We start from the raw sequence: 9,731 nt of genomic DNA, 5'->3' as shown, positions 1-9,731 counted from the left end.
CTGCGACCGGATCGCCCGCGAACTCAACTCAAGGCCCCGCAAGCGGCTGGGCTACAAGACCCCGGAGGAGTGCTATGTACAAGCCTGGTAGACGGGAGCGTCAGAGGTCGAAGCGTTGCACTTCAGACTTGAACTCACACGTCGGAGCCTTCCCGACCGAGCGCCCACGTCGCGACTGCCTTGCCGCGCAGCACGAAGAGGAGACCGAACACGATCTCCGCGACACGAGTGATGGTGCTCACTGCCAAGGAGGCCAACTGCGGCCCTAGTATGGCTGCGCGGAACGAGGCTTGTCCGCGCAGCGCATTGACGACGGTCACTACTGCAGAACCCGCGCTGTTCAGGAGTCCGGTGACGGCGCTGACGAGGATCCAGAGCCCGAGGATCCGGACCGCCGCCGTGAGCAGAGCTCGTTCGTCGAGGTCCGCCGGCAGAGGCGAGTCGTTGAACAAGCGGGCTGCGAGACGCTCACGCCACAGCACCATGGCCAGGCCGAACCCGAACGCCAGGACGAACGGCGCCACGGCGATGAACCCAGCGGCCAGGAGCCGGAGCCAATGGTGCCACGAAGGGCCGGATCCGAGATAGCTTGCGGCGAGCAGCGCGGCGAACGAGAGCGTGTAGGGCGACGTGGCCAGCACATAGAGGCCGAGCAGACCGATGACACCCGAGGCAAGTTTGCGCACAGTACCCCTTCCCGTACGCCCAACGTGTTGCGCATGAGCGGCGCTCCGGCGCTCTCGTCAGGATAGCGCTGACTGCGTCCGCTCGATGCGCTTGTTGGGCGGCGGCACCAGACCAAGAGGTCCGCGCAGCATCGCGTAGCCGACCAACAGGCCAGCCACCTCCAGCCCCACGTAAACCGACGCCACCAGAAGAAGCCGGGCGACAGGCGGAGTGGATCCACCCGAATCATGGAACATCTCAGCCGAGACCAGCAGCAGACCGACGACGATACCAGCCACCGACACGGCGACCCATGGGAGCCACGACGGCACGACCCGTCCAGTGATGGCAGGCTCATTGGGTGCCGAGGCCAGGTCAGGCACGAGTGCCAGAAGCAGGAACCTCATGGGCGCAACCAGCAGCGCCACCCCCACGAGCACTGTGAACAGCTCACCAGCGACGCTGGTCCGCAGGACCTCCGGGTAGACGGCCAGCAACGCGACAAAGACGAGCGACGACGCAGCCGACCGAAGCCACGCCCGAGCGCTCAGCGGACCTCCAACGCCCTTTGATGCCAGCCCGACGTACAGACCCACCCATAGCGCCAGTGCGACCATGCCGCCGAGCAACAACGCGTATCCCCGACCAGCCAACGATCCGATCACCACGCCCGGCTGGCGCGCCATCGCCATGATGTCACCGGCTAGCGTGACGGTGACGGCCAGCACTGACGCCACGCCGGTCCTGACTAGAAGCAAGCGCCGTCTTTCCGACAGCTTGCTGCCGGCACGACTCCACCAGAAGCAGCGACCGACCGCGAGGAGCCCGAAGACGGCCGCAGCTTGAATGCCGAACGATCCGATCGCGTCGTATGGGTCGTTCGCCGAGGCATTGGCTGCCGCCAGCGCCGGAATCTGCTTCGTGAGCTGGAAGAACAGGAAGAAAGCAGCCGCCAACACGAGAGACATCCCGGCACCTCTACACTCGCGGCTGATCCGCAATGGTTCCCCCGTTCGCCCAACGTGTCGCGCATGAGCGGCGCCGGCGCTTCCATTAGGATAGCGCTCGCGGCGTCCGCTCGATGCGCATGTTAGCCAAGACGGCGAGCGTGTTCAGGCGGAACGCACGGGATCGGCAGATCCAGAACGGACCGTCTGTCGGTGGCGCTGTTTGTACGACAAGAGGGCAAGAGCGATCATCGGCGGCACGAGGGCACGCACCAAGGAAACGGCCACGAAGGTAAGACCGACGGCGCCAGGGTGCCGGAGCTCATGGAAGAAAGCGGGGGCCGCGTCTGCTAGGACGAGACCGCACCCGAGGAGGAACGCCGCCACGGGAATGAGCGGAGCCGACTCACCCCAGAGGATCAGCGCCAGCAGTGCAAAGACAAGCAGACCGTCTATGGCAACAGCAGGCAGGTCGCCACGCACGAAGCTGACCCAGCGCGGCCGACTCGCCAAGTCAGCCGGCTTCCACACCGTGACCAGCGCACCTAGCTCAAGGGCCAACCCCGCGACGAACGCAAACAGCAAGCGGATTGCGCGCAGGGCGACGGTCATGGGACTCCGTTCTGGCCAACAACAACTGTGCAGTCTGTGATTGCTGCACATATCAGCGTGGACGATTGGGTGTAGGAAGTCACGTACGCGCTGGAGATGAGCTCAAATGGCTGCGGTGGGTAAATTGTTATCCAGTCTGTGCAAGCTCACTGTGCCGACATCCGAGAGCTCCGGAGACCGCGGTGTCACCAAGTCGAACTCGATTGCTTGTCATCCTCGTACTGCTGTTGGTCGCCCTAGTCGTCGGCGTGTTCTTCGCCACGGCATGGTTCGCGGCGCGCGCGGCAGCGGTTTCCACTGTGATCAACGAACCCGCGCCTGGGACTGGCCTCGCGGACCTATCGTGGTACGACCGACTAGGCGGCCCCGGCCCGAATGACATCGGTGTGGCAGTTGCGAGTCCGCCCCAGTTCGTCACCCCGTTTGAACTGGTCTTTCCTCTGGTCCTGACTAACACCGCAAATCAGCAGATCGATCCGCTTGCGGTCCAAGTGACGTTGCAGTTGAGCGCGCGCGGTTGGATCCTGGTCGGCATCGTCCCTGCGAACTAGCTGCGACCAGCACCTCACAGCCGATCCATCGGGCTCCTCACGCGCGCCTTTCGCGGACAAGTCCGCAACCATGCCCTGGCTTCTTCGATGCTGCCGAAGAGGCGCACAACCACCCCCCGCGGCGAGCAGACGCGGGAGAACGGCTCGCACTCCCCGTCCGAGATCGTCGGACCGCCAACGACCACGAGCGCTTCGTGAGACCGTCGGTCGAATCCCAGCTGATCGAGCACCGCGCCCAGCTGGTACACGTCGCTGACACCGGTCGATACCAGCAACGCTCGGCAGTCGCCCAGCAGGCGCAGCGCTCCAGTTTGCGCGGCCATCGTGAGGTTGTCGCCCATCGCCTCGATGCAATCCTCCAGGCTGACAGGTGGAACGTACTCGGTGAACAGGATGTCGTCCTCTTCGAGATAGCTCAGCTTGTATGCCATGGGAACAAGCCCCTCGCTCGCTCCCCCGGAACGACTCAGTCCTATCGAGGATGTACCCCGCCGCTATCGCCCAAATAAAGGCAGCCGCCTCCCCGAGAGGGAAGCGGCCGACGTTCGTTTCATCCTCGTAGGCGCGGCCTGGCGTCGGCCGGACACCCTACAGGTTGAACCCGCCGTGCTTCTTGAAGTGCTCGGCGAGTCCGCCATCGGCCAGCAGCTGCGCCATGACCGGTGGCAGCGGTGGGAACGGGATCTCGGTGCCCTTGGTCAGGTTCTTGACCACACCGCTCTCCAGCTCGACGGACAGCTCGTCGCCGGCGTCGATCAGGTCGGTGTCGATCTCGATGACCGGCAGTCCCGTGTTGATCGCGTTGCGGTAGAAGATGCGCGCGAAGCTCTTGGCGAGCACCGCCTGGGTGTTGGAGTAGATCAGCACCAGCGGCGCCTGTTCGCGGCTCGACCCCATGCCGAAGTTCTTGCCGGCCACCAGGAAGGCGCCATCCGGCTTGGCTTTGGCGTAGTAGTCGGGGTCGACGTCTTCCATGGCGTGCACGGCCATGGCCTCCATGTCGGCACTCTTGAACTTGTACTTGCCGCTGATGATGTAGTCGGTGTTGATGTCGTCACCGAACTTGATGGCTTTGGCGTGCAGTTCCATGCGTGTCGCTCCTGGTCGCTCGGGGCGGTCTGGTCGTCGGGTCGGCTTGGCGGGTTGCGCCGCGCCTTCGCTCGCCCTACTCGGCGAAGTACGTGCGCGGGTCCGTGATCTTGCCCTCAATCACCGATGCGGCCACAGTAGCCGGACTGCCGAGGTAGATGAAGGAGTTGGAGTTGCCCATGCGGCCCTTGAAGTTGCGGTTGGCCGTCGAGATGACGTTCTCGCCGTTGCTCGGCACGCCGTTGTGGGTGCCCACGCACGGCCCGCAACCGGCGGTGACCAACGCGGCACCAGCCTCGACCAGCGTCTGGATGTAGCCGGCCTCGATGGCGTCCAACAGCACCTGGCGGCTGGCGGGCGCAACGATGAAGCGCACGTCGGGGTGAACCTTGCGGCCTTTGAGGATGCTCGCTGCCACGCCCAAGTCCTCGAGGCGGCCGTTGGTGCACGTGCCCAAGAAGCCCTCGGCGATGGGCGTGCCCTCGACCTCTTCGATGGGGCTGACATTATCCACCGAGTGCGGCTTGGCGATCTGCGGCCCGATGGTGCTCGCGTCAAACGTCAGCGTCGTCTTGTAGACGGCGTCGGCGTCGGCGTTCTGCGGTGCGGGCACCTTCTCGCCCCGGCCGTCGAACCAGGCCAGCGTCTTGTCGTCGGCATCCATCAGGCCAGCCTTGGCGCCCACCTCGATGGCCATGTTGCTCATCGTCATGCGCGCTTCGACCGACAGCTCGTCGATGACCGGGCCCACAAACTCGATGGCCTCATACGTCGCTCCGTCGGCGCCGATCTGGCCGGCGAGGTACAAGATGAGGTCCTTTGAGAAGACGCCGGGCGCAAGCTTGCCGTTGTAGACGACCTTCATCGAGTCCGGCACCTTGAACCACAGCTTGCCGCCGGCCATCGCGGCCGCACCGTCGGTTGAGCCCACGCCGGTGGAAAAGACGTTGATCGCACCGTACGTGCAGGTGTGGCTGTCGCAGCCCACCATAAGGTCGCCGGCGACGACGTGGCCCTTCTCGGGAATGAGCTGGTGGCACACGCCCTCGCCCACGTCGTAGACGGTGGCACCGGTCTTGGCGCCGAACTCGCGCATCATCGTATGCAGCGCGCTCACGCCCTCTATGGGGCTCGGCGAGCTGTGGTCCATCACGAGCGCGACCTTCTTGGGATCGAAGACCTTCTCGACGCCCATGCGCTCGAGCGCCTTGATGGCCAACGGGGACGTGCCGTCCTGGCCCATCACGAAGTCGACATCGGCGATGACGATGTCACCGGCGTGTGCGTCAGTCCCTGAGTGTGCCGAGAAGATCTTCTCGGCGATGGTCTTGCCGGCCAGAGCAATCAGCCTCCTAGAGTGCGTGTCGGGTCGTGCGTCTGCAGGTGGATCCTACTACTCGCCGAGCTGGCTTGAGGCGCTCGACGCCTTGTACTCGTTGTAGATCTCGACGATCTCCTTGTCGAACAGCGGGCGATGCATCTCGACGTTCATGTGCCGAATGGCCGGAAGGATGGCGTTGGCCTCGTCGCGGCTGATCTCGATGCCGTACTCGGCGAACTTGAGCTCGATGGTGCGCGAGCCCGAGTGTTTGCCCACCACGATCTGGCGGACCAGACCCACCTCCTCCGGCGAGAAGATCTCGTAGGTGCGAGGGTTCTTGATGATGCCGTCGACGTGGATGCCGCTCTCGTGGGCGAACATGTTGCTTCCCACGACCGGCTTCCACGCCGGGACCGTGCGACCGGCGGCGATCATCGTGTAGTCGACGATCTCGCGGAAGCGCTCGGTCTCGATGCCGATGTCCATGCCCTCGATGTACTTCAGCGCCATGACGACCTGCTCGAGCGCGGCGTTTCCGGCACGCTCGCCCAGACCGCCGAGGGTGACGTTGACCCAGGTCGCGCCACCGTGGATGCCGGCGATCGCGTTGGCCACGGCCATTCCGAAATCGTTGTGCGTGTGCATCTCGACTTCCAAGCCGGTCTGCTCGACCAGCTCCTTGACCACCTTGTACGTGGTCAGCGGCTCCATGATGCCGATCGTGTCGCAGAAGCGGAGTCGGTCGGCGCCCTCGGCCTTGGCGGCCGCGGCGTACTCGAGCAGGAAGCCGAACTCAGTGCGACTCGCGTCCTCGGCGTTGACCGAGACGTACATGCCCTCGGACTTCGCGTAGGCAGTGGCCTCGCGAATGGAGTCCAGCACCCACTTGCGGTCCTTCATGAGCTTGGTCTCGATGTGGATGTCGCTGGTTGCCAGCGAGATCGCTACGGCGTCGACGCCGCAGTCGATCGATGTCTTGATGTCGGCCACGCTAGCGCGGTTCCAGCCTAGGATCGACGCCTTGAGGCCGAGATGCGCAATCTCTTCGATTACCTCGCGCTCGTCGCCGCCCATGACAGGGATGCCCGCCTCGATCTGCTGGACGCCGATCTCGTCGAGGTACTTGGCGATCTGGACCTTCTCGGCGTTGGTGAAGACCACGCCTGCGGTCTGCTCGCCATCGCGAAGGGTGGTGTCGTCGAGCTTGACTTGCCGCTTGCCCAGATAGCTCTCGACCGGCAATTCCCAGATTTTCGTGTGTTCCAAGTGGGCGAACCTCCTCGTTTCTTGGGGGTCCACGAACCGCGGTGAGCGGTCCGGAGAGTCACTTCCAAACGCTTCGTGGGGGCGCTACACCACAACAGCGTGAACGCACAGTGTACTTCAGCATTCCACACGTGTCAGGTAAGGGATGGGGATGAATAAGTTACGAGTCGAAACAGCGGGGAGGCCGCATGACGGTCGAACTTGTATACACACCTCACCTCGCGGACTACCGGCTGTCCGCCGATCACCCGCTGCGACCCGACCGCTTCGTGCTGGCGGTCGAACTCGCTCGCATGTGGGGCTTGATCGCCGAGCCGGGTGCCGAGCAACCCGGCCGCGCGTCGCTCGTCGACCCCGGCCCCATCGACGATGAGGATCTGCTGCGGGTCCACACTCCCGCTTACATCGCCGCCGTGCGCCAAGCCGGCGCCGATACGGCGCACTGGGAGGGCAGCTATGGGATCGGCCCGGGCGACACTCCGGCCTTCCCCCACATGCACGAGGCTGCTGCCGAGGTCTGCGCGGCTACAATCCGAGCGCTCGCCGACGTGGTGGAGGGCCGCTGCCAGCGCGCCTTCTCCCCCGCTGGCGGCCTGCACCACGCCCAGCGCGACCGCGCCTCGGGATTCTGCGTCTACAACGACCCCGCCGTCGCGATCTGCCACATGCTTGCCGAGCACCCCGGCACGCGCGTGGCCTACGTCGACGTCGACGTGCACCACGGCGACGGCGTGGAGGCGGCGTTTTGGGACAACGACGACGTGCTCACCGTCTCGGTCCACGAGTCCGGCCGCTACCTCTTCCCGGGAACCGGCCGCCCTACCGACATCGGCGGGGGCATGGGCGTCGGATACGCGGTGAACCTGCCGCTGGCTCCGGGCGCCGGCGACGTGGAGTACGGTCGGGCCTTCGCATCGGTCATCGCGCCGGCCGTGCGAGCATTCGTGCCCGACGTGATGGTGATCCAGCTGGGCGCCGACTCGCACGCCTCCGACCCGCTCGCCCACCTGACCACCACCGTCGCTGGCCAGTACCGTACGGCGCAGAACCTCATTCGGCTCGCCGACGAGGTGTGTGGCGGACGAGTCGCTGCCACCGGAGGCGGCGGCTACGACAGCTTCTCGGCGGTGCCGCGGGTGTGGGCGTGCGCGCTTGCGGCGCTGCTCGGCGTACCCGCGCCAGCCGAGCTCCCCGATGCGTGGCGGCTGCTCGCTGCCGAGGCTGCAGCGCGGGCCGGCGTCACGGGCGAAGAAGCGGTCATCCCGCGCGGTACGTTCGAGGAGCCGCCAGCCGCCGGGCAGGCCGAGTGGGGCGGCGATCCGCTCGGCGAAACCGAGCGCACGATCATGCGGCTGCGAGCATCGCACCCGCTGCTCCGCGACGCGAGCTAGCGGCCAGCGTGCGGCTCGGGAGCGGGCGCGGGCGGCTCCGGAGCCGACGGCGCAGCCGACTCGGCACGCTCACCTCGGCGGGACTCGGCGTCGAGCACCATCATCCGCGTGAACTCCACGCCCCACAGCACCACGATCGCCGAGTAGTAGATCCACACGGTCAGGCCCACGAAGAACTGCGAGGCGCCGAACACCACGAAGCGCTGCGTGCTGCCCAGATAGATCGAGAGCACCTGCTCGCCGATGAGGAACCCAACGGCCGTGACCAGCGATCCGGGCAGCGCGTCGCGCCATCGCACGGCGCGGTCGGGCGCTACCACAAAAGCAACGGCGAACAGCAACGCCGAGGCGACGAACACCAGCGGCGCGCGCAGCCAGCCACTCGCGCTCCACTGTGGGAGATTCACGCCGAGACTTTGCGCGTAGGCCAGACCCACGCTCAGCACGATTCCGACGATGCCGCTCACGATCAGCGCCACCACGAGCGCAACGGCGGCCACCCCCAGAAGGGCGAGCGCCATGCCCCGCTGGCGCAGGTACTGGCGGACCGGCGTGCGGTTTGGTGGCGTCTTCCAGATCCGGTTGACTGCATCGACGAACTGCCCGAACACGCTCACCGCGCCAACGATCACGAGTACGGCGACAGCCCACGGAGCGTAAGAGCCGGCCCACGCGGTCGCCTGTGCGAAGCCCTGAGCCGCAAGCTCGCCCGCCGAGGCGATGGTGGCCGCCCCTGTCGATCCGGCCGTCGCCAAACCCAACGCCCCGAACACCACGTTGACGAGCAGCACGAGCGGCGCGATCGCCAGCAGCAAGAAGTACGACATCGCGGCGGCCATGCGCGGCACGTCGTCGGCGAGGAAACTCTCGGTCGCTCCCACCACCCAGCGCACGATTCGGCGGCCGAAGCTCTCGGCTGGGGCGCCGGGCCTAGGCATCGGCCCACGCTGGGACGAAACGCGCGGCGTCGCGAAGCGCGGTGCGGTGCTCGGCGAAGTCGGGGTCGAGTGCAGCGAGACGATTCCAGAAGCGCGCCGAGTGGTCCAGCACGGCAACGTGCGCCAGCTCGTGAAGCATCAGCGCGCGCACGAGATCCTCGGGCAAGAAGACGAGGCTGCGGTTCAGCGAGATCGTCTTGCGCGCCGAGCATGAGCCCCAGCGCGTGCGCTGGTGGCGGATGCGAGCGCTCGCGTACTCCACGCCTGCCACCGCGGCGACCTCGGCCAGCATCGGCAGGAGCAACTCGCGCGACGTGCGATCGAGCCAGCGCGCGAGTACGGCCAGGCACGCGTCGGCGTCCCCGACGTCGCCAACGACCACGAGCGCCGAGCCGCGCGTGCGAGCCTGCGTGCGGCCCGAGCGCTTGGCGCCAGCGCGGTACTCGACCGGCCACGTCTCGCCCACCAGCCGCAGCTCGACCAGGTCGGGCAGAAGCGCGTCGGGGCCGGCAGCGTGCAGCGCGCGGGCGTCGGCGATGCGCTCCAGCGCGTTGACGGCCCACTCGCGTTTGAGCGCAACGATATCAGCGGCGTTGCCGCGCCAGCGCTTGGGAACGACGACCACGAGGCCCTCGCGGGGTGTCACGGTCAGGCGAACGAGGCGCGCCCGCGAGCTTACGCGGACGTTGTAGGCGGGAAGTGGCGGCGCTGCCGGCGACTCGTGCGCGGCCACGGTCAGGCCCTCGCGCGGCGCACGGTCCAGCAGGTGTGCACGCCGGGCTTGCGCTTGAAGTCCTCCGGGATGGTGCGCGCGGTGACGTCCTCGCACGCCAAGCCCGCGCCGGTCAACGTCTCCGCGTCGAACGCAAACTTGCGACGGTTGCACGAGAAGACCAGCAGGCCATCGCCCGCGAGCAGCTCGGCAAGCGAGACGATCAGAGCCGCGTGGT

12 protein-coding genes are annotated in these 9,731 nt (G+C 66.5%); 2 read left to right on the top strand and 10 right to left on the bottom strand.

What is annotated here, in order from left to right; all coding sequences use genetic code 11:
- Positions 1 to 134 precede the first annotated feature (134 nt).
- The 3 genes from P4L93_03325 to P4L93_03315 all read right to left on the bottom strand — a co-directional run bounded on the left by P4L93_03325 (position 135) and on the right by P4L93_03315 (position 2,225).
- Positions 135 to 686, bottom strand: a complete 552-nt coding sequence (locus tag P4L93_03325; GenBank protein MDR3685980.1) for a hypothetical protein — start codon at positions 684 to 686, stop codon at positions 135 to 137.
- 57 nt (positions 687 to 743) lie between these two features.
- The gene (locus P4L93_03320; protein MDR3685979.1) at positions 744 to 1,634 is read right to left on the bottom strand and encodes a hypothetical protein; all 891 of its coding nucleotides are present in this window, start codon (positions 1,632 to 1,634) and stop codon (positions 744 to 746) included.
- 144 nt (positions 1,635 to 1,778) lie between these two features.
- Positions 1,779 to 2,225, bottom strand: a complete 447-nt coding sequence (locus P4L93_03315) for a hypothetical protein (protein MDR3685978.1) — start codon at positions 2,223 to 2,225, stop codon at positions 1,779 to 1,781.
- A gap of 182 nt (positions 2,226 to 2,407) precedes the next feature.
- Here P4L93_03315 and P4L93_03310 point away from each other — a divergent pair, with 182 nt between their 5' ends.
- Entirely contained in the window at positions 2,408 to 2,776 is a 369-nt protein-coding gene (locus tag P4L93_03310; protein ID MDR3685977.1) for a hypothetical protein, read from the top strand.
- A gap of 14 nt (positions 2,777 to 2,790) precedes the next feature.
- On the opposite strand, the gene P4L93_03305 is transcribed toward P4L93_03310, so the two are convergent.
- The 4 genes from P4L93_03305 to nifV all read right to left on the bottom strand — a co-directional run bounded on the left by P4L93_03305 (position 2,791) and on the right by nifV (position 6,410).
- Positions 2,791 to 3,207 carry a hypothetical protein gene (locus P4L93_03305; protein MDR3685976.1) on the bottom strand — a complete coding sequence of 139 codons (417 nt, stop codon included), beginning with the start codon at positions 3,205 to 3,207 and terminating at the stop codon, positions 2,791 to 2,793.
- 157 nt (positions 3,208 to 3,364) lie between these two features.
- Positions 3,365 to 3,865, bottom strand: coding sequence for a 3-isopropylmalate dehydratase (locus P4L93_03300; protein MDR3685975.1), 501 nt, complete (start codon positions 3,863 to 3,865; stop codon positions 3,365 to 3,367).
- Between the two features lie 76 nt (positions 3,866 to 3,941).
- A complete protein-coding gene (locus P4L93_03295; protein MDR3685974.1) occupies positions 3,942 to 5,204 on the bottom strand; it encodes a 3-isopropylmalate dehydratase large subunit in 1,263 nt (420 codons plus the stop codon).
- Positions 5,205 to 5,258: 54 nt separating this feature from the next.
- On the bottom strand, positions 5,259 to 6,410 hold the full coding sequence (gene nifV, locus P4L93_03290) for a homocitrate synthase (protein MDR3685973.1): 1,152 nt from the start codon (positions 6,408 to 6,410) through the stop codon (positions 5,259 to 5,261).
- A gap of 230 nt (positions 6,411 to 6,640) precedes the next feature.
- On the opposite strand from nifV, the gene P4L93_03285 reads away from it, so the two are divergent.
- On the top strand, positions 6,641 to 7,843 hold the full coding sequence (locus P4L93_03285; GenBank protein ID MDR3685972.1) for an acetoin utilization protein AcuC: 1,203 nt from the start codon (positions 6,641 to 6,643) through the stop codon (positions 7,841 to 7,843).
- On the opposite strand, the gene P4L93_03280 is transcribed toward P4L93_03285, so the two are convergent.
- From P4L93_03280 to P4L93_03270, 3 genes are all read right to left on the bottom strand, one after another.
- Complete coding sequence (locus tag P4L93_03280; protein ID MDR3685971.1) at positions 7,840 to 8,781, bottom strand: YihY/virulence factor BrkB family protein; 942 nt, start codon at positions 8,779 to 8,781, stop codon at positions 7,840 to 7,842. The two genes, P4L93_03285 and P4L93_03280, sit on opposite strands and share 4 nt — an antisense overlap.
- Entirely contained in the window at positions 8,774 to 9,514 is a 741-nt protein-coding gene (locus P4L93_03275) for a DUF45 domain-containing protein (GenBank protein MDR3685970.1), read from the bottom strand. The genes P4L93_03280 and P4L93_03275 overlap by 8 nt, the downstream gene beginning before the upstream one ends.
- A 2-nt stretch (positions 9,515 to 9,516) precedes the next feature.
- Positions 9,517 to 9,731, bottom strand: a 215-nt coding sequence (locus P4L93_03270; GenBank protein ID MDR3685969.1) for a methylase, incomplete at its 5' end; no start/stop codon positions are given.

The sequence above is a fragment of the Coriobacteriia bacterium genome (genome assembly GCA_031292615.1).
Taxonomy (GTDB): Bacteria; Actinomycetota; Coriobacteriia; order Anaerosomatales; family JAAXUF01; genus JARLGT01.
The sequence above is the reverse complement of the archived record's forward strand: the minus strand, read 5'-3'. Positions and strand labels throughout refer to the sequence as shown.